The 23,879-nt window shown below is 71.1% G+C and carries 26 protein-coding genes; 13 read left to right on the forward strand and 13 right to left on the reverse strand.

Going from position 1 to position 23,879, the window contains the following annotated elements; genetic code table 11:
- Window positions 1-12: 12 nt before the first annotated feature.
- Complete coding sequence (glnA, locus tag IAG44_RS29130) at window positions 13-1,422, reverse strand: type I glutamate--ammonia ligase (RefSeq protein WP_187750040.1); 1,410 nt, start codon at window positions 1,420-1,422, stop codon at window positions 13-15.
- A gap of 201 nt (window positions 1,423-1,623) precedes the next feature.
- On the opposite strand from glnA, the gene IAG44_RS29135 reads away from it, so the two are divergent.
- Window positions 1,624-2,091, forward strand: coding sequence for an RDD family protein (locus IAG44_RS29135; RefSeq protein WP_187750041.1), 468 nt, complete (start codon window positions 1,624-1,626; stop codon window positions 2,089-2,091).
- Between the two features lie 79 nt (window positions 2,092-2,170).
- Here the strand turns inward: IAG44_RS29135 and IAG44_RS29140 are convergent, their stop codons facing one another.
- From IAG44_RS29140 to lipB, 4 genes are all read right to left on the reverse strand, one after another.
- Window positions 2,171-2,872: a DUF4191 domain-containing protein gene (locus tag IAG44_RS29140; RefSeq protein WP_187750042.1), complete on the reverse strand. Its 702-nt coding sequence runs from the start codon at window positions 2,870-2,872 to the stop codon at window positions 2,171-2,173.
- Window positions 2,873-2,910: 38 nt separating this feature from the next.
- Window positions 2,911-3,120: an SCO2195 family GlnR-regulated protein gene (locus tag IAG44_RS29145; protein ID WP_187750043.1), complete on the reverse strand. Its 210-nt coding sequence runs from the start codon at window positions 3,118-3,120 to the stop codon at window positions 2,911-2,913.
- 237 nt (window positions 3,121-3,357) lie between these two features.
- Window positions 3,358-4,323: a lipoyl synthase gene (lipA, locus tag IAG44_RS29150; protein WP_187750044.1), complete on the reverse strand. Its 966-nt coding sequence runs from the start codon at window positions 4,321-4,323 to the stop codon at window positions 3,358-3,360.
- 105 nt (window positions 4,324-4,428) lie between these two features.
- The gene (gene lipB, locus IAG44_RS29155) at window positions 4,429-5,226 is read right to left on the reverse strand and encodes a lipoyl(octanoyl) transferase LipB (protein WP_187750045.1); all 798 of its coding nucleotides are present in this window, start codon (window positions 5,224-5,226) and stop codon (window positions 4,429-4,431) included.
- A gap of 246 nt (window positions 5,227-5,472) precedes the next feature.
- Between lipB and IAG44_RS29160 the strand changes: the two genes are divergently transcribed.
- A complete protein-coding gene (locus IAG44_RS29160; RefSeq protein ID WP_187750046.1) occupies window positions 5,473-6,909 on the forward strand; it encodes an NsdA family TPR-like regulatory protein in 1,437 nt (478 codons plus the stop codon).
- Window positions 6,910-7,614: 705 nt separating this feature from the next.
- On the opposite strand, the gene IAG44_RS29165 is transcribed toward IAG44_RS29160, so the two are convergent.
- Both IAG44_RS29165 and IAG44_RS29170 read right to left on the reverse strand, forming a co-directional pair.
- The gene (locus IAG44_RS29165; RefSeq protein ID WP_187750047.1) at window positions 7,615-8,751 is read right to left on the reverse strand and encodes a hypothetical protein; all 1,137 of its coding nucleotides are present in this window, start codon (window positions 8,749-8,751) and stop codon (window positions 7,615-7,617) included.
- Between the two features lie 99 nt (window positions 8,752-8,850).
- A complete protein-coding gene (locus tag IAG44_RS29170) occupies window positions 8,851-9,129 on the reverse strand; it encodes a hypothetical protein (RefSeq protein WP_187750048.1) in 279 nt (92 codons plus the stop codon).
- Between IAG44_RS29170 and IAG44_RS29175 the strand changes: the two genes are divergently transcribed.
- Window positions 9,130-9,465, forward strand: coding sequence for a hypothetical protein (locus tag IAG44_RS29175; RefSeq protein ID WP_187750049.1), 336 nt, complete (start codon window positions 9,130-9,132; stop codon window positions 9,463-9,465).
- Between the two features lie 4 nt (window positions 9,466-9,469).
- Here IAG44_RS29175 and IAG44_RS29180 read toward each other — a convergent pair whose 3' ends face one another.
- A complete protein-coding gene (locus IAG44_RS29180; RefSeq protein ID WP_187750050.1) occupies window positions 9,470-11,050 on the reverse strand; it encodes an NAD(P)/FAD-dependent oxidoreductase in 1,581 nt (526 codons plus the stop codon).
- Between the two features lie 230 nt (window positions 11,051-11,280).
- Window positions 11,281-12,174 carry a TIGR01777 family oxidoreductase gene (locus IAG44_RS29185; protein WP_187750051.1) on the reverse strand — a complete coding sequence of 298 codons (894 nt, stop codon included), beginning with the start codon at window positions 12,172-12,174 and terminating at the stop codon, window positions 11,281-11,283.
- Between the two features lie 93 nt (window positions 12,175-12,267).
- Between IAG44_RS29185 and IAG44_RS29190 the strand changes: the two genes are divergently transcribed.
- Complete coding sequence (locus IAG44_RS29190) at window positions 12,268-12,750, forward strand: GNAT family N-acetyltransferase (protein WP_187750052.1); 483 nt, start codon at window positions 12,268-12,270, stop codon at window positions 12,748-12,750.
- Between the two features lie 12 nt (window positions 12,751-12,762).
- On the opposite strand, the gene IAG44_RS29195 is transcribed toward IAG44_RS29190, so the two are convergent.
- Window positions 12,763-13,203 (reverse strand): ATP-binding protein, encoded by a 441-nt coding sequence (locus tag IAG44_RS29195; RefSeq protein WP_187750053.1) that lies wholly within the window; start codon window positions 13,201-13,203, stop codon window positions 12,763-12,765.
- Window positions 13,204-13,374: 171 nt separating this feature from the next.
- On the opposite strand from IAG44_RS29195, the gene IAG44_RS29200 reads away from it, so the two are divergent.
- From IAG44_RS29200 to IAG44_RS29225, 6 genes are read left to right on the forward strand one after another with little or no spacing between them, the layout of a single operon-like run.
- Window positions 13,375-14,241, forward strand: a complete 867-nt coding sequence (locus tag IAG44_RS29200) for a helix-turn-helix domain-containing protein (RefSeq protein ID WP_187750054.1) — start codon at window positions 13,375-13,377, stop codon at window positions 14,239-14,241.
- Between the two features lie 8 nt (window positions 14,242-14,249).
- Window positions 14,250-14,453: a DUF397 domain-containing protein gene (locus IAG44_RS29205; RefSeq protein WP_187750055.1), complete on the forward strand. Its 204-nt coding sequence runs from the start codon at window positions 14,250-14,252 to the stop codon at window positions 14,451-14,453.
- Window positions 14,450-14,653, forward strand: a complete 204-nt coding sequence (locus IAG44_RS29210) for a DUF397 domain-containing protein (RefSeq protein ID WP_187750056.1) — start codon at window positions 14,450-14,452, stop codon at window positions 14,651-14,653. Before IAG44_RS29205 ends, IAG44_RS29210 begins: the two co-directional genes overlap by 4 nt.
- Before the next feature lie 8 nt (window positions 14,654-14,661).
- Window positions 14,662-14,850 carry a DUF397 domain-containing protein gene (locus IAG44_RS29215; protein ID WP_187750057.1) on the forward strand — a complete coding sequence of 63 codons (189 nt, stop codon included), beginning with the start codon at window positions 14,662-14,664 and terminating at the stop codon, window positions 14,848-14,850.
- Window positions 14,851-14,891: 41 nt separating this feature from the next.
- Window positions 14,892-15,857 carry a helix-turn-helix transcriptional regulator gene (locus IAG44_RS29220; protein WP_187750058.1) on the forward strand — a complete coding sequence of 322 codons (966 nt, stop codon included), beginning with the start codon at window positions 14,892-14,894 and terminating at the stop codon, window positions 15,855-15,857.
- A gap of 54 nt (window positions 15,858-15,911) precedes the next feature.
- Window positions 15,912-16,430: a DUF4240 domain-containing protein gene (locus IAG44_RS29225; RefSeq protein ID WP_187750059.1), complete on the forward strand. Its 519-nt coding sequence runs from the start codon at window positions 15,912-15,914 to the stop codon at window positions 16,428-16,430.
- 39 nt (window positions 16,431-16,469) lie between these two features.
- On the opposite strand, the gene IAG44_RS29230 is transcribed toward IAG44_RS29225, so the two are convergent.
- Both IAG44_RS29230 and IAG44_RS29235 read right to left on the reverse strand, forming a co-directional pair.
- Complete coding sequence (locus IAG44_RS29230) at window positions 16,470-16,679, reverse strand: hypothetical protein (RefSeq protein ID WP_187750060.1); 210 nt, start codon at window positions 16,677-16,679, stop codon at window positions 16,470-16,472.
- Window positions 16,680-16,724: 45 nt separating this feature from the next.
- A complete protein-coding gene (locus IAG44_RS29235; RefSeq protein ID WP_246562164.1) occupies window positions 16,725-17,525 on the reverse strand; it encodes a peptidoglycan recognition protein family protein in 801 nt (266 codons plus the stop codon).
- A gap of 188 nt (window positions 17,526-17,713) precedes the next feature.
- Between IAG44_RS29235 and IAG44_RS29240 the strand changes: the two genes are divergently transcribed.
- The 3 genes from IAG44_RS29240 to IAG44_RS29245 all read left to right on the forward strand — a co-directional run bounded on the left by IAG44_RS29240 (window position 17,714) and on the right by IAG44_RS29245 (window position 20,669).
- Window positions 17,714-18,898: a MarP family serine protease gene (locus IAG44_RS29240; protein ID WP_187750062.1), complete on the forward strand. Its 1,185-nt coding sequence runs from the start codon at window positions 17,714-17,716 to the stop codon at window positions 18,896-18,898.
- A 153-nt stretch (window positions 18,899-19,051) separates the two neighbouring features.
- Entirely contained in the window at window positions 19,052-19,423 is a 372-nt protein-coding gene (locus IAG44_RS44580; protein WP_343075754.1) for a terpene synthase family protein, read from the forward strand.
- A gap of 37 nt (window positions 19,424-19,460) precedes the next feature.
- Entirely contained in the window at window positions 19,461-20,669 is a 1,209-nt protein-coding gene (locus IAG44_RS29245) for a serine hydrolase domain-containing protein (RefSeq protein WP_187750063.1), read from the forward strand.
- Window positions 20,670-20,742: 73 nt separating this feature from the next.
- On the opposite strand, the gene aceE is transcribed toward IAG44_RS29245, so the two are convergent.
- The gene (gene aceE / locus IAG44_RS29250; RefSeq protein ID WP_187750064.1) at window positions 20,743-23,445 is read right to left on the reverse strand and encodes a pyruvate dehydrogenase (acetyl-transferring), homodimeric type; all 2,703 of its coding nucleotides are present in this window, start codon (window positions 23,443-23,445) and stop codon (window positions 20,743-20,745) included.
- Window positions 23,446-23,879: the final 434 nt, after the last annotated feature.

Below are 23,879 nucleotides of genomic sequence, written 5' to 3' on the forward strand. Positions count from 1 at the left end.
CTCACAGTCCGATCACACGTCGTAGTACAGCTCGAACTCGTGCGGGTGCGGGCGCAGCTGGAGCGGGGCGATCTCGTTCGTGCGCTTGAAGTCGATCCACGTCTCGATGAGGTCGGACGTGAAGACGTCGCCGGCGAGGAGGAACTCGTGGTCGGACTCAAGGGCGTCGAGGACGGCGTTGAGGGAGGTCGGGACCTGGGCGACGCCCGCGTGCTCCTCGGGGGCCAGCTCGTAGAGGTCCTTGTCGATCGGCTCGGCCGGCTCGATCTTGTTCTTGATGCCGTCGAGGCCCGCGAGGAGGAGCGCGGAGAAGGCGAGGTACGGGTTGCCGGAGGAGTCGGGCGCGCGGAACTCGACGCGCTTGGCCTTCGGGTTGGAGCCCGTGATCGGGATACGCATCGCGGCGGAGCGGTTGCGCTGCGAGTACACCAGGTTGATCGGGGCCTCGAAGCCCGGGACCAGACGGTGGTAGGAGTTCACCGTCGGGTTGGTGAACGCGAGCAGCGACGGCGCGTGCTTGAGGATGCCGCCGATGTAGTACCGCGCCGTGTCCGACAGGCCCGCGTAACCGGCCTCGTCGTAGAACAGCGGGTCACCGTTCGCCCACAGCGACTGGTGGACGTGCATGCCCGAACCGTTGTCACCGAAGATCGGCTTCGGCATGAACGTCGCGGTCTTGCCGTTGCGCCAGGCCACGTTCTTCACGATGTACTTGAAGAGCTGGAGGTCGTCGGCCGCGGCGAGCAGCGTGTTGAACTTGTAGTTGATCTCCGCCTGACCGGCGGTGCCCACCTCGTGGTGCTGACGCTCGACCTTGAGGCCGGACTTCTCCAGCTCCAGGGAGATCTCCGCACGCAGGTCGGCGAAGTGGTCCACCGGGGCGACCGGGAAGTACCCGCCCTTGTAGCGGACCTTGTAGCCGCGGTTGTTCTCGACCGCACCGGTGTTCCAGGCGCCCGCCTCGGAGTCGATGTGGTAGAAGCTCTCGTTCGCGGCGGTGGAGAAGCGCACCGAGTCGAAGACGTAGAACTCGGCCTCGGGACCGAAGTACGCGGTGTCCGCGATACCGGTCGACGCGAGGTACGCCTCCGCCTTCTTGGCCACGTTGCGCGGGTCACGGGAGTACTGCTCGCCCGTGATCGGGTCGTGGATGAAGAAGTTGATGTTCAGCGTGGTGTCACGGCGGAACGGGTCGATCTTCGCGGTGTCGAGGTCGGCGCGCAGCGCCATGTCCGACTCGTGGATCGCCTGGAACCCGCGGATCGACGAGCCGTCGAACGCCAGCTCCTCGTCCGGGTCGAACGCATCGACGGGCACCGTGAAGTGCTGCATCACGCCCGGCAGGTCGCAGAAGCGGACATCGACGAACTTGACTTGCTTGTCCGCGATCAGCTTCTTGATGTCGTCGGCGTTCTGGGACATCCAGCTCCTCCTACTCCCGGCCGTATCCCGGGCCGGGGTGGTAGTTCGTTCGTGCGGCCAGTGCGGTGGCACACGCTCGTCCCGACCCTAGGGACGGGTGATTTCTCGGGCGTGACCCATTTGTTTCGCAGAAGTTAACCGGACCCCGCCCGCCCCACCCCGCCTGTCGGCACCGCCCGGCGCGCCCAGTACCGTGGACGGGTGGACAAAAGGCAAGCACTCGGATCGTGGCTCTCCGGACCCCGCGCGGCCATGGAAGAAGCCGGTGCGGACTTCGGCTACCGGGGCCGGGACCTCGGCCTCCCGGAGGAGGGTCCGAACTCGCTGGCCCGCCCCGGCCGCCGCCTCGGCGCACTCGTCGTCGACTGGGGCCTCAGTGTGTTGATCGCATACGGCCTCATCACGGACGGCTACACGCCGGCCACCAGCAACTGGGCCCTGCTGGTCTTCTTCGTGATGAGCGCCCTCACGGTCACGACCATCGGCTTCACCCCCGGCAAGCGCCTCTTCGGCATCCGGGTCCTCTACCTTCCCACAGGGACGGTCAACCCCCTGCGCGCCCTGATCCGCACGGTCCTCCTGTGCCTCGCGATCCCGGCACTGGTCTGGGACAAGGACGGACGCGGCCTGCACGACCGCCTGGCGCAAACCGTCGAGGTACGGCTCTGAGCCACACGCCCGAACACGAATAAAGAAACCCCGGAGACTCGGTCTCCGGGGTTTCTCACGTCTCACGCCTCAGCCCGCCTCAGCGGCCCTTCGGCCCGCCCTTCGGCAGCTTCATGCCCTTCGGCATCGGCCCCTTGGGCAGCGGCATGTTCGACATCAGGTCGCCCATCGCCTTGAGCCGGTCGTTCGTCGCCGTCACCTGCGGCCCGGTCAGCACCCGCGGGTACTTCAGCAGCGTCGTCCGCAGCTTCTTCAGCGCGGTCTGCCCCTCACCGGTGCCCACGATCACGTCGTGCACGGGCACGTCCGCGACGATCCGGTTCATCTTCTTCTTCTCGGCCGCCAGCAGCGTCTTGACCCGGTTCGGGTTGCCCTCGGCGATGAGGACGATGCCGGCCTTGCCGACCGCGCGGTGGACGACGTCCTGGCTGCGGTTCATGGCGACCGCCGGGGTCGTCGTCCAGCCGCGTCCGATGTTGTCCAGGACCGCGGCGGCGGCGCCGGGCTGGCCCTCCATCTGCCCGAACGCGGCCCGCTCGGCGCGGCGGCCGAACACGATCGCCGTCCCGAGGAGGGCGAGCAGGAAGCCGAGGATCCCGAGCAGGATCGGGTGGTCGATCAGGAAACCGACCGCGAGAAAGACACCGAAGATGAGGAGGAAGACGCCCGTGAGCACCAGGCCGATCGTCTTGTCGGCCTTGCGGGTCATCTTGTACGTCAGGGCGATCTGCTTCAGTCGCCCGGGGTTCGCGGAGTCTGCCGCGCTGTCACTTCTCGCCATGCCGGAAAGTCTACGTGCCCGCCCGGGGGCACTCTCGCTCAGGGAGCGATGGAGCTGACCGAGCTGACCGCTTCGAGGACGCGCTCGGCCTCGACCCGGTCCTTGGCGCGGCGGCGGTCCTCCAGGACGGAGGTCCAGGCGTTGCGGCGGGCGGTGCGCTGTCCGCTGCTCAGCAGCAGCGACTCGACGGCGCGCAGGGCGTCGGTGAACGTCGGGATGGCGGTGGCGCGGACGGGTGCTGCCTGCATGTGGAGGTCCCCCCTCGGAGCGGCTTTGGGTATGGGCCTACGTGACGTGACATCAGAGTCACTGATTGGTGTTACCAGGGCGTGACCGACCGGTCAAACGCCCATGAAACCTTGAGGCGGGCCCGAAAACTTTCAACGCGGCCCCGGCGTCCGCGTGAACTGCGCGAACGTCCGGGACCGCGTCGTCTCGGCCATTACCGGCCGGTAGCTCTTTGTGCGTGAATTCACACGGCCTGATCAGACGGCCTGACTCGCCACGTACGAGCCCCGCTTCTCCACGGCCATCTGGTACAGCCGCCCCGCGCGGTACGACGAGCGCACCAGCGGCCCCGACATCACCCCGGAGAACCCGATCTGCTCGGCCTCCTCCTTCAGCTCCACGAACTCGTGCGGCTTCACCCACCGCTCGACGGGGTGGTGGCGCACGGACGGCCGCAGGTACTGCGTGATCGTCACCAGCTCGCACCCCGCGTCGTGCATCTGCTTCAGCGCGTCGGTGATCTCCTCACGGGTCTCGCCCATGCCGAGGATCAGGTTCGACTTGGTGACGAGGCCGTAGTCGCGGGCGGCCGTGATCACCTTCAGGGAGCGGTCGTAGCGGAAGCCGGGCCGGATCCGCTTGAAGATCCGCGGCACGGTCTCGACGTTGTGCGCGAAGACCTCCGGGCGGGACGCGAAGACCTCCTCCAGCAGCTCCGGCACGGCGTTGAAGTCCGGCGCCAGCAGCTCGACCTTGGTCCGGCCCTCCGCACGGCCCGCCGTCTGCTCGTGGATCTGCCGCACGGTCTCGGCGTACAGCCACGCCCCGCCGTCCTCCAGGTCGTCACGCGCGACGCCGGTGATGGTGGCGTAGTTCAGATCCATCGTGACGACGGACTCGCCGACGCGCCTCGGCTCGTCCCGGTCCAGCGCCTCCGGCTTGCCGGTGTCGATCTGGCAGAAGTCACACCGCCGCGTGCACTGGTCGCCGCCGATGAGGAACGTCGCCTCCCGGTCCTCCCAGCACTCGTAGATGTTGGGACAGCCGGCCTCCTGGCACACCGTGTGCAGCCCCTCGCTCTTCACGAGCCCCTGCATCTTCGTGTACTCGGGACCCATTTTCGCCCGGGTCTTGATCCACTCGGGCTTGCGCTCGATGGGGGTCTGAGCGTTACGGACCTCCAGGCGCAGCATCTTGCGTCCGTCGGGTGCGACTGCGGACACGACCGGCTCCCTGTGCTTCGATTCTTCGGCGTACACCAGGGTACGCCCGTGATTGATGGGCCCCGCGATGAGGCCAACCCCGGGGTTGAGGGGTGCATTCCCTCGTCAGGCCGTGACCTTCTCGATCTCCCGCGGCTTCGGCTCCGCCCCCTCCAGCACATCCCGCAGATGCCGCTCCACCACCGGCAGCACCTCCTCGACCGTGACGTCACGCCCGATCTCCTCGGCCAGCGACGCCACCCCCGCGTCCCGGATCCCGCACGGGATGATCCGGTCGTACCACTTGTTGTCGGGGTTCACGTTGAACGAGAAGCCGTGCATGGTGACCCCCTTGGCCACCCGGATCCCGATCGCCGCGATCTTTCGGTCCTCCCGCCGCTGCCCCGCGTTGGACGGCGCGTACTCGGGCCCGTTGAGCCGGGGATCGAACTCCTCGTCGGTCAGCCGGGGATCGAAGTCCAGCGAGAGCCCTCCGAGCGACGGCCGTTCCTCGACGGGATCGCCCAGCACCCACACCCCGCTGCGCCCCTCGACCCGGCTGGTCTCGACGCCGAACTCCGCGCACACCCGGATCAGCGCGTCCTCAAGACGCCGGACATGCGCGACGACGTCCACCGGCCGGGGCAGCTTCTGGATCGGGTACCCGACGAGCTGACCGGGCCCGTGCCAGGTGATCTTTCCGCCGCGGTCCACGTCGATCACCGGCGTCCCGTCGAGCGGCCGCTCGTTCTCGGCGGTCCGCCGCCCGGCTGTGTAGACCGGCGGATGTTCGAGCAGCAGCACGGTGTCCGGCACCTCGTCCAGGAACCGAGCCGCGTGCACCCGCCGCTGCTCGTCCCAGGCGACCTGGTACTCGACCGCGTTCTCCCCGAACCCCATGCGGACGAACCGCAGCTCACTCACGGCAAACGCCTCCTCGACGTGGTAAGGCACGAAACGCCTCTACGCCACTGTACGACTGCCCCGGCGACGTCAGCCGGGCGGCCAATCCTCACACGATCGGATGAATGGGCGCCGGATTGTGCGATCGCATGCTTACGCTCCGCTACATTCGCGCCGTTCACGAGGCCGACCGGGCTGCTCACCGACAGTCCGGGCACTTCATCCGGGCACGTCAGCCGCCCCGGAAGGCAGGAGACCGCACCGCAGATGACCGACCGACCCGCGCCGCGCACACCCAACCGCCAGCTCGCCGCGCTCATCGCAGAAGCGGGGTTCTCCAACGCAGGACTGGCCCGCAGGGTCGACCAGCTCGGGCTCGAACACGGCCTGGACCTCAGATACGACAAGACGTCCGTCACGCGCTGGCTGCGCGGCCAGCAGCCGAGGGGGACGACGCCGGCGCTGATCGCCGAGGTCTTCACCCGGCGCCTGGGCCGCCGTCTCACCGCCCAGGACCTCGGCCTCGACGCGTGCGCGCCCGTGTACGCCGGGCTGGAGTTCGCCGGCACCCCCGAGGAGGCCGTCGACATCGTCAGCGGGCTGTGGCGCAAGGACTCCGGCAGCCACGCGGAGCTGCGCAAGATCGCCTTCACGCCCGCCGGGCTCGTCGTCCCCAGCCGGGACTGGCTGATCGGACGCGCAGACGAACGCGTCGCGCGCGCCGAGCCGCACCCCCGGATCCCCCCGCAGGGGCGCGCCACGCTGCCCCGCCAGCGTGCGCAGGGGGAACGCGGCGTGCGCGTCACCGGCGGCGACATCTCCGCGCTGCGCTCCGTCGGCGACCTCTTCCGCGCGCTCGACAGCCGGTACGGCGGCGGGCACGCCCGCCAGGCCCTCGTCCGCTACCTGGAGCACGAGTGCGAGCCGATGCTCCGGGGCGTCTACGGCGAGCAGACCGGACGGCGGCTGTTCGCGGCGGCGGCCGATCTGACGCGGCTCGCGGGCTGGACGTCGTACGACATCGCCGCGCACGGGCTCGCCCAGCGCTACTTCGTCCAGGCACTGCGGCTGTCGCAGGCGGCCGGGGACCGCGCGTACGGCGCGTACGTCCTCGTCACGATGAGCCGTCAGGCGGTGTACCTGGGCCACGGCCGCGAGGCGGTCCAGCTGGCCCGCGTCGCCCAGCAGGGCGTGGGCGCGGCCGCGGCGCCCACCGTGCAGGCCCTCCTGCACGCGGCCGAGGCCCGCGGGCACGGCGTCCTGGGTGAAGTCCGCGCCTGCACGACATCACTGGTCCGCGCGGAACGAGCCCTGGAAGCCTCCAAGCACACCGGCGCCGAGGAAGTCCCCTACTGGGCCCGCTTCTTCGACGACGCCCAGCTCGCCGACGAGTTCGCCCACTGCCACCGCGACCTCCACCAGTTCCGCGCCGCCGCCCAGCACGCCGAACGCTCCCTCCACCTCCGCCCCGCCACCCAGGCCCGCAGCCGCCTCTTCTGTCGCGTCGTCCTCGCCACCGCCCGCCTCTCCCTCGGCGAACTCGACCAAGCCTGCCGCCACGCCGCCGAAGCCGCCGGCCAAGCCGCCGAAATGCGCTCCGCCCGCGCCCTCGAATACGTCCGCGACTTCGAACGCCGCCTCGAACCATACAAGGACGCGGCAGCGGTCCGCGGCTACCGAGAGAAGGTAGCGACCTTGGGCTGAACGAACACCGGGCCCGGACGAGGGACGTGGCCACCGGGAGGGACGGGGCGCATGTGAGGCGGACGCCGCGAGAGGCCCCGAGCCCTCCCGGCGCGCCCCCTCCCCGCCCGGCCCTCGGCCACCCGACGCCAGCCCCCCCCCGCGGCCCACCGGCACCCCGGACCTCAGCCGGTCCCGGGGGAGCCGGCGGTGCGACACCCCGACCTTGCGACGCCCCGGCCCTTTCGCCCCTGCGGCACTCCCCGCGGCGCCTCCCCTGCGGCGCTTCTCCGCGCTACCCCTCCCCGCACGGCGCCCGATCATCTGACGCCAGCCCTTCTACGGCCCGCTGGTTCCCCGACTTTCGGTCGGCTCCGAGGGCTGGTGGTGTGACGCCCCCGGTCCCCTCGGCCCTGCGGCGCCCCCGCGCGGCGCCCGGTCACCTGACGCCCGCCCTCCTGCGGCCCGCCGACTCCCCGCCCTTCGGCCGACCCCGGGGGAGTCGGCGGCGCGACGCCCCCGGCCCTGCGGCCCGCCAGCTCCTTGGCCCGCGGGTTTCCCCGGCCCTCGGGCCCCAGCCCCTCGGCCCTGCCGCCCGCCGGTTCCCCGGCCCTTCGGCTCTGCGGCCCCGGGCCCCGCCGGATCCCCGGCCCGGCGGCCCCCCCGGCTCTGCCGCCCCGTCGGCCCCGTCCCCGGATCGGTCCGAGGGCCGACGTCCGCGTCCAGTTACCCCCTGCCGCCGTCCAGCAACTCCGTCGCCTCCCGGAGGTCGGTGTGGGCCTCTCGGTGGTGGTGGGTGGCGATGAGGAAGGTGGCGCGGTCGGTGAGGGTGGTGGTGAGCCAGGTGGGGTCGGGGAGTTGGCGGGAGAGGGTGATGGAGTGGTCGAAGAGGGGGCGGAGGGTTTGGTGCAGGGAGTGGGGGCGGTTGTTGTGGCGGAGGGCGGAGCGGATTGTCAGGCGGTGGTGGGCCAAGGTGCGTTCGGCCAGTGGGGTGGAGGGGGCTGTGGCGGTGTGTGAGAGGTGGGCGAGGTCGGCGAAGTAGGCGTGGCGGACGTCGGGGGACCAGAGGGTGAGGTCGGCGCCGAACGCGGGGGCGGGGGAGGTGGGGGAGCCGGCGGGTTCCAGGGGGCGGGAGGAGAGGGCGAGGAGGGTCTTCCAGGAGGCGACGAGGTCGCTGCGGCTGCGGCGTTCCCCCGTTTCGCTCAACTCCTTGAGCAGCCCGAGGGCTTCCGCGCGCACGGCGCCCGCACCACCCGTCCCGGTCATCCGGGCGTAGTGCACCAGCACCCAGACGGCAAGCGCCAACGACCCTTCACGGACGGCGAGTTCCCCCCGCCGCGCATCGACGACCCGCCCGAACACCTCGGACGCGACCCCATGACTCCCCGCCGCCTCCAGTGCCCCCGCATGCCGCACCAACTCCCAGAACGACGCCCCGAGTTCACCCCCGCCGACCGAGGCCGCCGCCGCGTACCGCCCCTCCTCGGCGAGCACGACCGCGAGCCGCCCGCTCCCGTACCCGGCGCTGTCGACCTGCCCCCGGTCGAACCCCTCCCGCCCGACGGCCGCAGCCTCTTCGCACACGGCAAGCCCCTCGCCCCGCCGCCCCGCCGCGAACAGTTCCCTTTCGTACGCCCCGAGCGCCCGCACCAGCACCTCGGTCCGCCGTACTTCCTCAGCGCCCATTCCCCGCGCCGCCTCGACCGCTTCCCCGCACAGGGAAAGCACGATTTCCGGCCGCCCCTGGAATTCCGCCGAGTACGCGTACGAGACCAACGCGGTGGCCAGCTTCCCCCGATAGGCCGAAGGACTCACCCGGGCCCTCAACACAGCGTCCTGATCAACCGAATTGGTGTTCGCCATGCGGAAGATTCTGGACGTGCGAATTACCTCGAACAAGCCAGAGCAAATGTGCTTTCCGCCCTAGGGGAAAACCCGCTGACCTGTCATGATGGTGACGGTTCACTTTTCGTGCCGGAGTGAACCGGAAGCACTGAGGTTCAACTGGTCGGCGCGCAGGACCGCCGCCGCGGCCGTCATGACGGCGGCGATGGCGGTGGCTCCGTTGATCGCGGTCTCCGAGGCCCAGGCGCTGGGCAACAACCGCGAGGTCTCCCGCGGTTGCGGCTCCAACCGGATCTCCAGCGGCTTCACCGGCTCGCAGAGCTGGGCCCAGACCGTGAAGGCGTCCGGCACCTGCGCCGGCCGGCTGAGCGCGGCCCTGGAGCGCACCAACGGCACGTGGACGACCCGCTGCCCGGCCGGCGCTGGGCACTGGGCGACGGCCGGGTCAGCGAGACGGAGTACCGCACGGCGATGAACAGGTTCATCTCCTGCGTACGGAACGCCGGTTACGCCACGACAACCCCGGTGCTCAGCCCCGCCGACAACCTGACGCTGGTCCACGACATCACCCCCGACGGCGACCCGGACACGTACAACGAGGCCGTGCAGACCTGCAACCTCGCCGACTTCGCCGCCTCCGCCGGGGACGAGACGGCGGTCGTCGACGGCGTGACGAGCCAACGGGCGCGCGTCTCCCCGAAGTTGCCGGCGTTCATGCCCCTGCGCTTCTGACGGCTCACGCCGCCTTCGGCACCGACGCAGGCGGATCGGCGGGCCGCGCCGCCGCCGCGACCCCGAGATCCGCGATCAGCGCCGTCGCCGCCCGGTGCGCGGAGTGCAGGGCGCCCTGGACGGTGCTGGTGTCGCGGTGGTCGCCGCAGACGTACAGCCCGGCGAGGAGCCGGACGGACCGGCGCAGGTCGTGGGGCGGGCGCATCGCGGGCACCGCCTCGGCGGTGTGGTGGACGGCGAGGGTCTCCCAGCGGGACGTCGACGTCCCGTACAGGCGGGCGAGGTGGGCGCGGACGGCGTCGTCGAGACCGTCCGGGGGAGTGCCGAGGACGGTCGAGGAGATCAACGCCCGTCCGGCGGGCGCCCGTCCGGGATCGACCTCGCTCATGACCGCCGTGTGCGCGACGGGCCCGCCCCGCTCGGCGTCGAGCAGCAACGACCCCCCGGTGTCGGGGAGTTCGTCGGTCGTGTGGTGGACGACCGTCACGGGGTGGAACTCCGGCACCCGTAACCCGGGCAGCAGTTCCGCCGCCGTCCGCGCGTCGGTGGCGACGAGCACGGCCCGGCACCTGAACTCCCCGTGCTCGGCGGTCGTCACGGACGTGGTGGAGACGGACGTGACGTGAACTCCCGTACGCAGCACGCCGGTCGGCAGGGTGGCGGCGAGGAGTTCGGGCAGCGCGTCGGCCCCGCCCTCGGGCACGCAGAGCCGCCCGCCCACGAACGCCCGCAGCGCGAGGTCCGCGCACCGGCTGGACGTCGTCAGCGAGGGATCGCAGAGCAGCGCGGCGAGCAGCGGCCGCAGGAACGCGTCGACGGTCCGCGCGGGCAGCCCCCGGGCCGCCAGCGCCTCCCCGGCGGACGACTCGGCGCGCGCGAGCAGCCGCTCGACCGGGACGGACGCCAGCCGCGCGAGCGCGCCCCGCAGCCGCGCCTGGTCCATGGCGGACCCGAGCGGCCCGTACCGACCCTTGGCGGCCCCGGCGTCGTCCCGAGGGGCGCTCGCCAGGGCGCGCACCACGTCGAATGCGCCCCTCGCGCCCCCCACGACGGACCCCCCGACGACCGTCCCCAGCGCACCCCCCACGACGGCGACCCGCGAACCCCCCGAACCGGCGGCCGCGACCCCCGCCACATCGAACCCGTCACCCCCGCGCGCACCGAACCCGTCACCCCCGCGCGCACCGAAGCCGCGCGCTCCGCGCACACCCCCCGCTCCGGGGCCCCGCACCCCTCCCGCATCAACCCCGCGCCCCCGCCGAACTCCCCTTGCCGCGACGGGAGTCGACACCCGCACCCGCCGCCCCTCCCCGTGCACCAGCACCCCCGGCGCGAAGGACCGCAGCACCAGCCCCTCAAGACCCGGCGTCAGCGTCAGCTCCGGATACGCCGTGGACAGCAGCTGCCCGATCCGGTCCAGCCGGAACCCGTCGACCTTCTCGGTCGCCATCCGCCCCCCGGCCTGGGGAGCGGCCTCCAGTACGCACACCGTCAGTCCTGCGCCGGTCAGCCGCTGTGCCGCGGACAGCCCGGACACCCCGGCCCCCACGATGACGACGTCCACCTTGTTCGCGGGCTCAAGCACGTGCCCCTCCTCGCGGATTGCGCCGGGTCGAGGACGTCATGCCCTCAACTCGCCGTAGAGATACCCGAGTTCCGCTTGAGGGTAGGTCTACGCACGCGAGCGGTCAGCTCGCGCACACACCGGGCACGGGCGCACGCAGGTCGCATACCCGGCCGGGGTTCAGCGCGGGTGGGCCGGACGGGGGCGTAGGGGGCCGTGATGCGCCGGCCGGCCCCGTTCCAGTACCGGCCTCACCCCAGCGCCGCCCGCACGGCGTCGTCGATCCCCGGGAACGCGAACCGGAACCCGGAGTCGAGCAGCCGCCCCGGCACGACGCGGGCGCTGCCGAGGACGTCCCCGGCCATCTCGCCGAGCACGACGCGCAGGACGGGCGCGGGCACGGTGAACACCTTGGGCCGGTGCAGCACCCGCGCCATGGCGTCGGTGATCTGACGGTTCGTCAGCGGCTCGGGCGCGGTGAGGTTGAACGCCCCCTCCAGATCGTCCCGTTCGAGCAGGTGCCGGATCGCCGCGACCTCGTCGTGCAGCGCGATGTACGACCAGTACTGCCGCCCGTCGCCCATCCGCCCGCCAAGTCCCGCCCGGAACAAGGGGAACAGCTTCCCCCAGGCGCCCCCGCCCTTCGCGACGACCAGCCCCGTCCGCGCGAACACCGTCCGCACACCGGCGAGTTGAGCGGGCCCGGCGGCCCCCTCCCACTCCACGCACAGCTCCGGCAGGAACCCGGACGCGGCCGGCGCGCTCTCGTCGACGACCCGCTCCCCGGTCTCCCCGTAGATCCCGATCGCGCTCCCGTTGACGAACACCCGGGGCGGCCGGTCCATCCCGGCGACGGCCTCGGCGAGCGCCCGCGTCCCGTTGACCCGCCCGTCCCGGATCGTCCGCTTGTACGCCGCCGTCCACCGTCGGTCACCGACGCCCGCCCCGGCGAGGTTGACGACGGCGTCCGCGCCGTCGAGCCCGGCGGCGTCGACCCGACCGGCTTCCGGTTCCCACGCCACCTCCAGCGGACCGGCGGCGGCCCGCCGCACCAGCCGCACCACCTCGTACCCGTCGGCCTCGAGGGACCGGACCAACGCGCTCCCGATCAGGCCGGAGGCCCCGGCCACCACAATTCGTCGCATGTACCCATCCTGCCCCGCACCCCTGTAAAGCCCGCGTTTGAATATTCAAGCAAGGGGTGTCCCGCGCCCTGGCGCCGCCCCTAAAGTGCCCCCATGCCCACCCTCCGCATCCGCCCCGCCACCCCCGCCGACGCCCCCTCCCTCGCCCGCCTCGACCACCACACCTGGTCCCGCCTCCACGCGGTCATGCCCCGCCCCGCGCCCGACGCCCCCTTCTTCGACGACCGCCACCACCCCGACGACCACCTGATCGCCACCCTCGACGGCGTCCTCGTCGGCTACCTCCGCCTCGTCCCGGCGCCGCTCGCGGTCAGCGCGCACGTCCGCCAGATCCAAGGGCTGGCCGTCGCGGACGAGGCCCGCGGCGCCGGTGTCGGCCGGGCCCTGATCCGCGCGGCACTGACCAAGGCCCGCGGGGACGGCGCCCGCCGGGTCACCCTGCGCGTCCTGGGTCACAACACGCCGGCCCGCAAGCTGTACGAGGCGGAGGGGTTCGTGGTGGAGGGGGTGCTGCCGGGGGAGTTCCTGTTGGACGGTGAGTATGTGGACGACGTGGTGATGGGCCGGGCGGTGTGACGCGAGGTCATCTCAACCTGCGTCTGTGGCAGTCGAGTTGGTCGAGCAGCCCGTCAGCTTGAGCACGGCCCACACGACCTTCCCCACGCCCTCCCGGGGCCCCACCCCCCACTCCGACGCCAGCGCCTCGACGAGGATCAGCCCCCGCCCGTCCTCGTCCCACTCGCCGGCGTGCCTCACCACGGGCAACTCCTCGCAGGCGTCGGCGACTTCGAGGCGCAGTTCGGTCTCGGTCAACGTGACCTCGACGCGGACCTCCTTGTCGGGCCGGGCCTTCGCCTTCACCGCGTTCGTGACCAGCTCCGACAGCAACAGCTCGGCGTCGTCGACGAGTTCGCCCCCGGCCCGCCACCGCGTCAACTGCCGCCGCAGGTCGTCCCGGGCCCGGCCGACGCTGCGGCGCGTCCGGGGGTACTGGTGGGCGGCGGACTGAGAGACGGCGTTCGCGGGCATGAGGCATCCCCTTTGTTCCGTGTGGCTTGCGCTACGCAGCGAAGCTAGTCGTGTTCGAATCGTGTCTGCAATGCATTCGCCTCACAAATTTGCGTCAGAACTGGTGTTCCCTCTGTACCCGCCTTGCATCAACGAGGCAGACTCTCCAGCACAGTTGAGAGGAGACGCGACATGCCCGTAGGGGGAAAGCCGACCGTCCGCAGTCGCAGGCTCGGCGTAGCACTCCGCCGCCACCGCGAAGCAGCCGGCCTCGACCAGGCCGCCGCAGCCGAGGCGATCATCAAGTCCGTCAGCAAGGTCAGCCGCGCGGAGAGCGGCCATGTGTCGGTGTCGGCGCTGGAGGTACGGACGCTGCTGGACCGGTATGGGGTGACGGACGAGAACGAGCGGGCGCGGTTGGTGGGTTGGGCGCGCACGAGTAACGAGCGGGGATGGTGGGTCGATTACGAGGAGACGCTGCGGCCCTATTACGCCGACCACATCACGCTGGAGAGCGACGCGACGTACATCCTGTCCTGGGACCCGGTGTTGATTCCCGGCCTGTTGCAGACGGCGCAGTACGCGGAGAAGGTCATCACAGTCGGACCGACCTTCGTCGGGGAGGCCGAGGCGGCTGAACTGGTCGAGGTCCGGATGCAGCGTCAGCGCAGGATAGACGAAGGGACGGTGCAGTACACGGCGATCATCTGGGAGCCTGCGATCAATGCGCTCGCTGATGGTTCCGAGGTGTATACGGACCAGTTGCAGCATTTGCTGAAGGTCGGGCGCCGCCAGAACGTGACGCTTCAGATCCTCCCGGCATCGGCCTTCCTGACGGCGACGATGTCCGATGCGTTCACGGCCTTCTCGTACGGCGTGGAGCCCTATGCGGAGGTTGTGACCCTCCGAACTCCCGTGAATACGGCCGTTATCGAGACTCCCGACGACCTGGCCATCTACGCCAACGTCTTCAATCGGCTACGCTCGGCAGCACTGTCGCCGACGCAGTCCGCCCGCCGGATCCGTCAGGCGCTGGACAACAAGGACCAGCAGACGTAAGAGGAATCGTGACCCCCGACATCGAGATCGTCAGCCCGTTCCGCAAGTCGTCGTACTCCGCCCAGCACAACGACTGCGTCGAACTCGCCCACACCTCCGTCGGGGGTCACGCAGTCCGCGACAGCAAGTACCCTTCCGGCCCCGTCCAGTTCCACGGCGCCGAGGCATGGACCGCGTTCCTCCAGAACCTGTCCGGAAGGCCCCGCGTATGACCGTCGAGGTCGTCAGCCCGTTCCGCAAGTCGTCGTACTCGGCTCAGAGTAACGACTGCGTCGAACTCGCCCGCACCTCCGTCGGGGGTCACGCGGTCCGCGACACCAAGCACTCCTCCGGCCCCGTCCAGTTCCACGGCCCGGACGCCTGGTCCCGCTTCCTCACCGCCCTGAAGTCGGGCGACCTGCCGACCACTTGAGAGGTACCGTGCCCCCCGAGTCCGAGATCGTCAGCCCGTTCCGCAAGTCGTCGTACTCGGCCCAGCAGGACGACTGCGTCGAACTCGCCCACACCTCCCTCGGGGGCCGCGCGGTCCGCGACAGCAAGTACTCCTCCGGCCCCGTCCAGTTCCACGGCCCGGACGCCTGGTCCCGTTTCCTCGCCGCGTTGAAGTAGGCGTCGGGCTCGTTGTCAGTGGCCCCCGGCATCATGGCCGTATGCGTGCTGCCCGTTTGATCAAGATGGTGTTGCTGCTCCAGGGACACCACTCCATGAGCGCTGCCGAGCTGGCGAGGGAGCTGGAGGTCTCGGAGCGGACGGTCACGCGGGATGCGCAGGCGTTGTCGGAGGCGGGGGTTCCGGTGTACGCGGAGCGGGGAAGGGGCGGGGGATATCGGCTCGTCGGGGGGTATCGGACGAGGCTGACGGGGCTGGGGAGGAGCGAGGCGGAGGCGTTGTTCCTGAGCGGGGTGCCGGAGGCCCTGCGGGGGATGGGGCTGGAGGACGCGGCGTCGGCGGCGCGGATGAAGGTGGCCGCCGCGCTGGTGCCGTCGATACAGGACGCCCCCGTCGTCGCCGCGCAGCGGTTCCATCTGGACGCGCCCGCGTGGTTCCGGGAGCCGGCGGTGCCGGACGTGCTGGGGGCCGTGGCGGACGGGGTGTGGGGGGACCGCCGGGTCAGGGGGACGTACCGGCGCGCGGGGGACGTCGTCGAGCGGGAGCTGGAACCGTACGGGCTCGTGCTGAAGGCCGGCGTCTGGTACCTGTGCGCCCGCGTGGGCGACGGGTTCCGGGTCTACCGGGTCGAGCGGTTCGAGTCCGTCGACCTGCTCGACGAGGGGTTCGAGCGGGACCCCGCCTTCGAGCTGCCCGCGTTCTGGGAGGCGCAGGGGAAGCTGTTCGAGCGGTCGCTGCGCCGCGAGGAGATCGTCGTCCGGCTCTCTCCCGAGGGGGTGCGTCGGCTGCCCCACGTCGTCGACCCCTTCGCGGCCCGGGAGGCGCTGGCGGAGACCGGCGAGCCGCGGGGGTGGGTGACGGTCACGCTGGGCGTCGAGTCGCAGGACGTCGCGTTCGCGCAGCTCCTCGGCCTCGGCGCGGAGGCGGAGGTGGTGGCGCCCGGTGAGCTGCGGGAGCGGTTCGTGGGGGTGGCGAGGAGTCTGGGGGTGATGTACGGAGACGGGTGAAAGCCCTGCACTCCGGGTGCGTCCCGCCCCGCGAAGCACGATGCTGGAGCGGTGATGGACGAGACGGAGTTCTGGGAGCTGGTGGACGCCGCCCGCGAGGGTGCCGAGGGGGACCCGGAGGAGCAGGCGGATCTGCTGGTCGCGCGGCTGCTGGAGCGTGATCCGGAGTCGGTGCTGGACTTCGCGCGCCATTTCGAGGCCCGCTACAACCGCGCGTACCGCTGGGACCTGTGGGGCGCCGCGTGGGTCCTCCTCGACGGCGTCAGCGACGACGCCTTCGACTACTTCCGCTGCTGGCTGATCGGCCAGGGCCGGGACGTCTTCGAGGGCGCCCTCCACGACCCGGACTCCCTCGCGGAGCTGGCCGCCGACTTCGACGAGGAGATCGACGGCGACGGCGAGGAGCTGGGCTACGCGGCGGACGAGGCGTACGAACAGCTCACCGGCGTCGTCGCCCCCGACCTCGGTATTCCCCCCGCCCCGCCGGAACCGGAGGGCACCCCGATCGACTTCGAGAACGAGGCGGCGCTGGCGGAGCGGTACCCGAAGCTGTGGGAGCGGTTCAAGGAGTGAGGGAGGGGTGAGGGGGTGAGGGAGCGGGGTCCACCCTCCTCAAACCCCCGCCCGCCTCCGGCTCCCCGGGTCCGCCGGAATGTACCCCTGCTGCGCATCCGCCTTCACCACGGCGTGATGCAGAGGCGCCCGATTCGCCTGATCCAGCGCGGACGCGGTCACCGCCGCCGGGCCCAGGACGACGGCGACGACGGCACACAGCACCGTCCACGGACTACGGACCCAACTCGCGCGCTGCGTACGGTTCATGTCCCCGGCCTCCCTGGCCTCCGTCGGCTTGTCTCGTCCACGACGTTAGGACGCGGTGATGGGAGAAGCCTGAACCCCGGCTGAGGTGTTCCTGTGAACGCGGCCCTGCAACTCGGCCGCGCGGGACCGGATGTGAGGCAGGCGCGCCATGAGCGCGAGGCCGGGACAGGACGTCATGTACCCGTCCTTGTGCCCCGCGACGGCGGGCAGCGCGGCCGTCGCCCCGGCGGCGAACCGGCTGAGCCCGCTCGTGGAGGTGAGGCGCGCGAGCCCGCGGGGGTCGACGTCGGCCAGGCCCAGCTTCCACGCGGCGAGCGCGGCGATCGCCTCGGTCATGGCGGGCGGGACCTCGTTGCCCGAGGTGAACGTGCCGAGCGCGGCGATCCCGGCCGTCCGGTGGTTGAAACCCTGCGTGTGCGCCCCGGTCACGGCCCGCTCGACGCCGCCCGCACGCCCCTCGTAGATCGTCCCGCAGCGGTCGACGAGGAAGTTGTAGCCGATGTCGTCCCAGTCCCGGACGCCCGTCTGGCCCGCGCGCAGGTAGCGGATGATGCGGGGCGCGTCGGCGCAGTCGTACCGGTTGGGCGAGTCGGTGTGGTGGACGAAGACGGCCACGACCTTGTCGTCGTAGCGGGGCGGCGGCTGGAGGCGGGGTTCGTCCAGCCAGACGGTGCGGGGGACGATCCGGGGGCGGGGCGCGGTGTGCGCGCCGGACTGGACGGCCGTCCGCACGGGGGCGGCTCCCCTGTCGACGCCGGACGCGCACAGCGGGAGCGCGGCGACCGCCGCGAGCCCCGGGAGGCAGGCGAGGAGCAGGGCGGGTCTGAGACGGCGTCCGATGCGCATGGTCTTACTGTCGGTTCGTCGGACTCCGGGCGCGATGTGCGGTGTGCCACTCGGTGGAACCATCGTCCCGGTCCGGGCGTTTCCCGAGGTAGACGCGTGTGTGGCCGGTCTCGGCCACTCGTGTGGTCGCGGCTGATCAAAAGGACCCTTCCCCCACGTATTCATGGGTTCGAGAGAAAGGCGGCTCCGTGGACCTGCTCGACATCCTGCTGGTGCTGGTCGTACTCGCGTACGCCGGCTCCGGCTACCGGCGTGGCCTCGTGGCCGGCTGCGTCTCGCTGGCCGGCTTCGTCGGCGGCGCGGTGATCGGCGTCTGGGTCCTGCCGTGGGTGATGGACCTGGTGACGCCGGGTACGACGGCGGCGACGATCACCGCGGTCTGTACGGTGCTGCTCCCCGCCGTCATCGCGCACAGCCTCGCCGGCCGCCTCGCGCTGCGGCTGCGCCGCGAGCTGGACCAAGGGCCCCTCCGCGTCGCCGACGGCATAGGCGGGGCCGCCGCCAACGCGGTGGCCGTCCTCATCGTCGCCTGGGTCGCGGCGAGCGTCCTCGGCGCGTCGTCCTCGACGGTCGTCACCTCGGCGATCCGTGACTCCAAGCTCCTCGGCACCGTTCAGGACGCCATGCCGGACACGACACCGGCCTGGTTCTCCGACGCGACCTCCGCGCTCACCCAGGCCGGGTTCCCCCAGGTCTTCAACCCCTTCGAGAACGAGTCGACGGCCGAGGTCGCCAAGCCGACCGGCGACAGCGTCACCGCCAGCGCCACCAACGCGGCCAAACTGAGCACCGTCAAGATCGAGGGCTCCTCCGGCGATCAGGGCCGCGAGGGCAGCGGCTTCGTCTACGCCCGCGAGCGCGTCATGACCAACGCCCACGTCGTCGCCGGCATCGACCGCCCCACCGTCCGCATCGGCGGCGTCGGCCGCTCCTACGACGCCCGCGTCGTCCTCTTCGACCCCGACAAGGACGTCGCCGTCCTCTACGTCCCCGGCCTGCGCGCCCCGATCCTCCGCTTCGACGACGACGCGAACCGGGGCGACCAAGCCGTCGTCGCCGGCTACCCCCAGGACGGCGACCTCAACCTCCAGGCCGCCACAGTCGCCAACCGCGTCAACGCAACCGGCCGCAACATCTACAACGACGCCACCGTCACCCGCGAGATCTACTCCATCCGCTCCACCGTCCGCCCCGGCAACTCCGGCGGCCCCCTCCTCACCACCAACGGCCGCGTCTTCGGCGTCGTCTTCGCCCGCTCCACCTCCGACGACGAAACGGGCTACGTCCTCACCGCGGCAGAGGTGGCCCCCGACGCGGAGAGGGGCGTGGGAGCGACGGAACGGGTATCGACCGGGGAGCTGATCACGTCCTGACCACGCCTGCTTCTCGGAGGCCCCGCATGCCTGTGACACAGATCGATGCCGGGGCCGTCGCGTCCACGACGACGCCGACTATCGCGCCATCGCCCGGCACGCGTCCGAGCTGAGCGAACACAACGTCCACGACATCGCCTGAGCCGAGGCCGGATGACACGTACGGGTGATTTCCAGTGGGGCCGGGTCCCGGAGCGTGTGCATGGCCACCGGGAGTTCCGCACCGCTCCGGACGCGTTCGTGGACGGCGTCAGCCTGCACAACGACATCGTGTCCTACGACCGGGAGGCCGAGGAGGGCACGCTCGGCAACAACGGCGTCGAGGTGACCCGCAAGGCCCTCGGCACTGGCCGGCTCCTAACGCTGGCACGACCTGACCGGCCGTTTCGACCGCATCACCACCTTCCAACGCACCACCGCCTTCGAAGCCCTCGCCAAGCCCCGCGGACTGGGCACCTCGGCGGCCCACCTCTTCTGACACCACCCCCGGGGGTTCTCCCCACCCCCGGACGGGGGTTGGCGTGATGGTGTCGGGGCTGCCTTGTCGGACACGCTGGGCAGTATGAGGAAACGGTTGGTGAAGACCTTCGCGGCCCTGTGTACGGCGGTGCTCTGTGGGAGCGTCGCAGTGGGCGCCCCGGCTCAAGCGGGCCAGCAGAAGGGGAAGTTGAGTCAGCGGGAGTTGAGGGAGGAGGTCGAGCGGACGCTGGCGCGGGCCGGGCTCGTGGGGATGTCCGTCGAGGTGCGGGACGGCGGGAAGCGGATCAGGGCGAGGGCGGGCGAGGCGGTGCTGGGGACCGGCATGCCGGTCCCGTACGGCGCGAGCTTCAGGGCGGACAGCGTGACCAAGCCGTTCGTCGCCACCGTCGTCCTGCAACTGGCCGCGGAGGGACGGCTGTCGCTGGACGACACCGTCGAGAAGTGGCTGCCCGGCGTCGTCCAGGGGAACGGGAACGACGGCCGGCGGATCACCCTCCGCCACCTCCTCCAGCACACCAGCGGCATCCACAACTACGACTACACGGACGACGTCGGCTACACGGCGGAGGCGTTCGAGAAGCACCGCTACGACCACCTGTCGCCGGAACAGATCGTCGCGGGCGCGATGCGCAGCGCACCGGACTTCCCCCCGGCCGACCCCGACGACCCCGCGCCGAGGTGGAACTACACCAACCCGGGGTACATCCTCGCCGGCATGGTGATCCAGAAGGTCACCGGCCGCACCTGGGCGCAGGAGGTCCACGACAGGATCGTCGAACCCCTGGGCCTCACCCACACCTACGCCCCCGGTGACGACCCCGTCCTCCCCGCACCCCACGCCCGCAACTACCACCGCTTCCCCGGCTCGACGGCCTGGACCGACACCACCGAGCGGAACATGTCCTGGGCCGGCGCGGCGGGCGAACTGATCAGCGGCAAACGGGACGTGGACAAGTTCTTCACCGCGCTGCTCACCGGCCGCCTGCTCCCGCCGGCCCAGCTCGCACAGATGCGGCACGCCGTCCCGGTCGGCCCCGACTTCGACGCCGTGTTCCCCGGCCTGCACTACGGCCTCGGCCTGATGCGTCAGCCCCTGACCTGCGGAGGCTACCGCTGGGGCCACGGAGGAGACGGCGACGGCGACTTCGTCCGCACCGGCTTCACGGCGGACGGCCGACGCTCCGTCGTCATCACGGCCTCGGGCAAGACCTCCCAGGAGGACCAGCTGTTGAGGGTCGAGGCACTGTTCCAGAAACTGACCGACACCGCGCTCTGCGAAGGAACACGCTGACCACGCCCGCACGCAAGAACACCGGCCCCGGCGGAACGAGAACTCCGCCGGGGCCGGTGTCACAAACTCAGCCTCAGAGCCCGTACCGCTCCCGGGCCTCCTTCACGGCCGTCGCCTTGATCTCCCCCCGCCGCGCCAGCTGCGCCAGCGCCGCGACGACGATCGACTGCGCGTCGACCCCGAAGTGACGCCGGGCCGCCTCACGCGTGTCGGAGAGCCCGAAGCCGTCCGCACCGAGCGAGGTGTAGTCCTGCTCGACCCACTGCGCGATCTGGTCCGGCACCTGACGCATGTAGTCGGAGACGGCCAGGACGGGCCCCTCGGCCCCCTGGAGCGCCTGCCGGACGTACGGGACGCGGTCCTCACCGCGCAGCAGCGCGGCGTCCGCCTCCAGCGCGTCGCGCCGCAGCTCGGTCCAGGACGTCGCGGACCAGACGTCGGCCGCGACCCCCCACTCCTCGCCGAGCAGCTTCTGCGCCTCAAGGGCCCAGTGGATCGCCGTACCGGAACCGAGGAGCTGGATGCGGGCGGCGTTCGCGGCCGGCGAAAGACCCGCCGACTCCGCCGTGTTGAACCGGTACAGCCCCTTGACGATGCCCTCGTCGATGCCGAGCCCGGCGGGCTTGGCGGGCTGCGGGAGCGGCTCGTTGTAGACGGTGAGGTAGTAGAAGACGTCCGGGTCCTCACCCGGCGCCGCCTCGCCGTACATCCGGCGCAGCCCGTCCTTGACGATCGTGGCGATCTCGTAGGCGAACGCGGGGTCGTAGGAGAGCGCGGCGGGGTTCGTCGCGGCGATCACCGGCGAGTGGCCGTCGGCGTGCTGCAGACCCTCGCCCGTCAGCGTCGTCCGCCCGGCCGTCGCGCCGACGAGGAAGCCACGGCCGAGCTGGTCGCCGAGCTGCCACATCTGGTCGGCCGTGCGCTGCCAGCCGAACATCGAGTAGAAGATGTAGAACGGGATCATCGCCTCGCCGTGCGTCGCGTACGACGTCGCCGCGGCGATGAAGTCGGCCATCGAACCGGCCTCGGTGATCCCCTCGTTGAGGATCTGCCCGTTCTTCGCCTCCTTGTAGTACATCAGCTGGTCACGGTCGACCGGCTCGTACGTCTGGCCCTTGGGGGAGTAGATCCCCAGCGACGGGAACAGCGACTCCATGCCGAACGTCCGCGCCTCGTCGGGCACGATCGGCACCCAGCGCTTGCCGGTCTCCTTGTCGCGGACCAGGTCCTTGACGAGCCGGACGAACGCCATCGTCGTCGCCACGTTCTGCGAGCCGGAGCCCTTGTCGAAGGACGCGAACGCCTTCTCCGACGCGGACGGCAGCGGCGCGATCGCGTGCGTACGGCGGGCCGGGGCCGGACCGCCGAGGGCCGCGCGGCGCTCCTGGAGGTAACGGACCTCGGGCGAGTCGGCGCCGGGGTGGCCGTACGGCACCTTGCCGTCGACGAACGCGCTGTCCGGGATGGGGAGTTCGAGCAGGTCCCGCATCGTCTTGAACTCGTCCACCGACAGTTTCTTCATCTGGTGGTTGGCGTTCTTCGACGCGAAGCCGGTGCCGAGGGTGTGGCCCTTGACCGTCTGGGCCAGGATCACGGTCGGCGCGCCCTTGAACTCCAGCGCCGCCTTGTACGCCGCGTACACCTTGCGCGACTCGTGCCCACCGCGCGAGAGGTGGAAGCACTCGAGGATCTTGTCGTCGCTCAGCAGCTTCGCCATCTCGGCGAGCGCCGGGTCCTTGCCGAAGAAGTCGGCACGGATGTAGGCCGCGTCACGCGTCTGGTACGTCTGCACCTGCGCGTCCGGGACCTCACGCAGACGACGGACCAGCGCGCCGGTCGTGTCCAGCGCGAACAGCTCGTCCCACGCGTTGCCCCACAGGGACTTCACGACGTTCCAGCCGGCGCCCCGGAACTGGGCCTCCAGCTCCTGCACGATCTTGAAGTTCGCGCGGACCGGGCCGTCGAGCCGCTGGAGGTTGCAGTTGATGACGAACGTGAGGTTGTCCAGACCCTCACGGGACGCCAGCGCGAGAGCCGCCGTCGACTCCGGCTCGTCCATCTCGCCGTCACCGAGGAACGCCCAGACGTGCGAGCCCGAGACGTCCTTGATGCCGCGCGCGGTGAGGTAGCGGTTGAAGCGGGCCTGGTAGATCGCCGAGAGCGGGCCGAGGCCCATGCTCACGGTCGGGAACTCCCACAGCCACGGCAGGCGGCGCGGGTGCGGGTACGACGGCAGACCGTTGCCGCCCGCCTCCTGGCGGAAGTTGTCCAGGTGCGCCTCGGTGAGACGGCCGTCCAGGAACGCGCGGGCGTAGATGCCGGGGGAGGCGTGGCCCTGGATGTAGAGCTGGTCGCCGGAGCCGTCCGCCTCCTTGCCCTTGAAGAAGTGGTTGAAGCCGGTCTCGTACAGCCAGGCCGCCGACGCGAACGTCGCGATGTGGCCGCCGACGCCGTACTTGGAGCCCCGGGTCACCATCGCGGCGGCGTTCCACCGGTTCCACGCGGTGATCCGGCGCTCCAGCGCCTCGTCACCGGGGACGCCGGGCTCGCCGGACGTCGGGATGGTGTTGACGTAGTCCGTCTCCAGCAGCTTGGGCAGCGCGATGCCGGTGCCCTCGGCCCTCTCCAGCGTGCGCCGCATCAGGTACGCGGCACGGTGCGGTCCGGCCGCCTTCGCGACGGCGTCCAAAGACGCCTGCCACTCGGCAGTCTCCTCCGGGTCACGGTCGGGGAGCTGGTCGAGTGCGCTCGGCCGGATGGCGTTGGGGTCGGTCATGTCGCCGCCTTCCTCAGTCGAAGGGGGGTGCCCTTGGTCTTTGGCAGGACAGGGCTACGGACCTCGGTGGAGGTCCGCCCGTGACTGTAACCCCCTGATCGATGATCGATCAAAGGGTTGAAGGGCAAAACTTCCCGAACGAGAGAAAGTAGGCACGCGGTGCCTTTCGGGCAGGCACGGGGTGCCGCACATTTTGACGGTTTGCGCAGGTGGGGGTGCGTTCCGTAGTTCGGCGGCCGCGGGTGGTGGGTGGCCGTTCGCGCAGTTCCCCGCGCCCCTGAAAAGCGGCGCGAAGCGCCGGCTTTTGTCTTTCAGGGGCGCGGGGCTGTGTCGATATGCGGCTTCGCCGCGGGGCGCGACCAGGCTACGGCGCACGCGTACTTGCCACCGCTGCGGTGGCAGCCGAAGAACTCACCGCAACCACGTCTTTCAGG

Source organism: Streptomyces roseirectus (assembly GCF_014489635.1).
Lineage (GTDB): Bacteria > Actinomycetota > Actinomycetes > Streptomycetales > Streptomycetaceae > Streptomyces > Streptomyces roseirectus.

Bases quoted from the DNA above. Each gene is read 5' to 3' on its own strand.
- IAG44_RS29230 (WP_187750060.1), bottom strand. From the start codon at position 16,679: ATGAACCGTACGCAGCGCGCGAGTTGGGTCCGTAGTCCGTGGACGGTG.
- aceE (WP_187750064.1), bottom strand. From the start codon at position 23,445: ATGACCGACCCCAACGCCATCCGGCCGAGCGCACTCGACCAGCTCCCC.
- IAG44_RS29210 (WP_187750056.1), top strand. From the start codon at position 14,450: ATGACCGTCGAGGTCGTCAGCCCGTTCCGCAAGTCGTCGTACTCGGCT.
- IAG44_RS29245 (WP_187750063.1), top strand. From the start codon at position 19,461: ATGAGGAAACGGTTGGTGAAGACCTTCGCGGCCCTGTGTACGGCGGTG.
- IAG44_RS29140 (WP_187750042.1), bottom strand. From the start codon at position 2,872: ATGGCGAGAAGTGACAGCGCGGCAGACTCCGCGAACCCCGGGCGACTG.
- IAG44_RS44580 (WP_343075754.1), top strand. From the start codon at position 19,052: ATGACACGTACGGGTGATTTCCAGTGGGGCCGGGTCCCGGAGCGTGTG.
- IAG44_RS29160 (WP_187750046.1), top strand. From the start codon at position 5,473: ATGACCGACCGACCCGCGCCGCGCACACCCAACCGCCAGCTCGCCGCG.
- IAG44_RS29165 (WP_187750047.1), bottom strand. From the start codon at position 8,751: ATGGCGAACACCAATTCGGTTGATCAGGACGCTGTGTTGAGGGCCCGG.
- IAG44_RS29145 (WP_187750043.1), bottom strand. From the start codon at position 3,120: ATGCAGGCAGCACCCGTCCGCGCCACCGCCATCCCGACGTTCACCGAC.
- IAG44_RS29190 (WP_187750052.1), top strand. From the start codon at position 12,268: ATGCCCACCCTCCGCATCCGCCCCGCCACCCCCGCCGACGCCCCCTCC.
- IAG44_RS29220 (WP_187750058.1), top strand. From the start codon at position 14,892: ATGCGTGCTGCCCGTTTGATCAAGATGGTGTTGCTGCTCCAGGGACAC.
- IAG44_RS29200 (WP_187750054.1), top strand. From the start codon at position 13,375: ATGCCCGTAGGGGGAAAGCCGACCGTCCGCAGTCGCAGGCTCGGCGTA.
- IAG44_RS29185 (WP_187750051.1), bottom strand. From the start codon at position 12,174: ATGCGACGAATTGTGGTGGCCGGGGCCTCCGGCCTGATCGGGAGCGCG.
- glnA (WP_187750040.1), bottom strand. From the start codon at position 1,422: ATGTCCCAGAACGCCGACGACATCAAGAAGCTGATCGCGGACAAGCAA.
- IAG44_RS29195 (WP_187750053.1), bottom strand. From the start codon at position 13,203: ATGCCCGCGAACGCCGTCTCTCAGTCCGCCGCCCACCAGTACCCCCGG.
- IAG44_RS29235 (WP_246562164.1), bottom strand. From the start codon at position 17,525: ATGCGCATCGGACGCCGTCTCAGACCCGCCCTGCTCCTCGCCTGCCTC.
- IAG44_RS29225 (WP_187750059.1), top strand. From the start codon at position 15,912: ATGGACGAGACGGAGTTCTGGGAGCTGGTGGACGCCGCCCGCGAGGGT.